1 protein-coding gene is annotated in these 1,802 nt (G+C 74.3%); it reads right to left on the bottom strand.

The window, feature by feature from the left end; translation table 11 throughout:
* Positions 1-1,802: tetratricopeptide repeat protein (locus G3N92_RS33610; RefSeq protein ID WP_206131806.1), on the bottom strand; the 1,802-nt coding region annotated here is incomplete at both ends.

Below are 1,802 nucleotides of genomic sequence, written 5' to 3'. Positions count from 1 at the left end.
GCGCCCGGATACCAGGGGCTGTCGTCGCGCTCGAGCAGCCAGCGCCAATCGGGCACGCGCGGCAACAGCACCCAGAGCGGACGGCCCAGCGCACCGGCCAGATGCGCCACGGAGGTATCCACGCTGATCACCAGATCGAGCGATTCGGCCAGCGCGGCGGTTTCGCCGAAATCCACCAGCGCGTCGCCGAACGTGGCCATGCCGCTGGCCGCGAAGGCGTCGGCATCGCGGGCGCGCACCTGCGGCTGAAGGCTCACGAAGCAGGCGTCCAGTTCGAACCACGGCGCCAGCATCGACAACGGAATCGAGCGGTTCGCGTCGTTGGCGTGGCGCGGGTTGCCCGACCAGGCCAGGCCCACGCGCAGACGGCCGGGCGGCGCGACCGCGTCGAGCCGGCGCGCCCAGATCCCGCGCCGGGCCGGATCGGCGCGCAGGTACGGCGTGGCGGCCGGCACGGTGTCGAGCTCGGTACGGAACGCGTACGGCAAGCTCATCATCGGACACTGCAGATCGAAGGCCGGCAGCGGCTCGCCGAACGCGATCACGCGGCTCACGCCGCGCAGCGAACCGAACAGCCCTGTCAGTTCGGCGGGCACCTCGAGATGGACGGTCGCCCCCTGGTCCGCCGCCAGGCTCGCGTATCGGCAGAACTGCAGCACGTCGCCGTAGCCCTGCTCGGTGTGCAGCAGCAGCGTGCGGCCCGCCAGCGGCGCGTCGCCGATCCAGGCCGGGCGATCGGCGTGGCGCCGGTTCAGCATCGCGTCGGCCGCCTGCCAGCGCGCCTCGTGGCGCGCCCAGCCGAGCGCGTAGTCGCCCATCAGCAAGCGGCAGAACGCCTCGACCCGAGGCGCCTCGCCGTGATGGGGATCGCGCCGGCACGCCAGCAGCAGATCGTCGAGCGCTTCCGCGTGGCGGCCGACGTGCTGGCGCGCCAGCGCCCGCGCGAAGATCGCCGGCGTGGTCTCGGCCGGCGCGGCGGCGGACGCCGCGTGATCCGAGAGCGCCTCGTCGTAGCGGCCCAGCAGTTGCAGCGTCAGGCCGCGCTGGTAGAGCAGCTCCGGCTGCGCGCCCGCCAACGCGAGCGCGCGATCGAGATGATCGAGCGCCTCGCCCGGCCGTTCGAGCGCCCGCAGCGCGAAGGCCCGGTTGCGCAGCGCGTCGACCGCGTCGGGCATGCGCGCCAGCGCCGCCGCATAGGCGGCGGCGGCCTCCTCGTGGCGCGCCAGCCCCAGCAGCGCGTTGCCGCGGCCGAGCCAGCCCGGGCCGCTGTCGCGCTCGACCGCGAGCAGGCGGTCGCAGCGCGCCAGCAACGCCTCGTAAGCGTGCAGCAGATCGAGCGCGACGCAGCTCGCGAACAGCAGCACCGGATCGTTCGGCGCGCGCGCCAGCCCTTCGTCGAGACACGCCAGCGCCGCGTCGGGCTTGCCCATCTCGGTCAGCACCGCCCCGCAGGCATGGATCAGCGCGTTCGTCTTGCCGCACGCCACGATCGCCATCTGATAGCTGTGCAGCGCCTCCGCCGGGCGGCCGAGCGCGCGCAACGCGTCGCCGTGCACGGCATGCGCCACGCCGTCGCCGGGCGTCAGTTGCAGCGCGCGGGCGGCGCTGATCAGCGCATCGGCGGGCCGGCCGAGGCGGCGCAGCACATCGGCGCGGCGAACCGCGTTGCGCGGGTTGGACGGCTCCCGCCCCAGCGCCAGCGCGTAGGACTGCGCGGCCTCGTCGTAGCGCGTCCGGCCGGCCAGCGCGTCGCCTAGATCGGGAGTGCTGCGTGTAGGGGAAGAGTGTGGGTGGCTGGGTAT

The organism is Burkholderia sp. Ac-20379 (assembly GCF_017104645.1).
Classification (GTDB): Bacteria; Pseudomonadota; Gammaproteobacteria; order Burkholderiales; family Burkholderiaceae; genus Burkholderia.
Note: the sequence above shows the minus strand (reverse complement) of the source record. Positions and strands in the feature narration are given on the sequence as shown.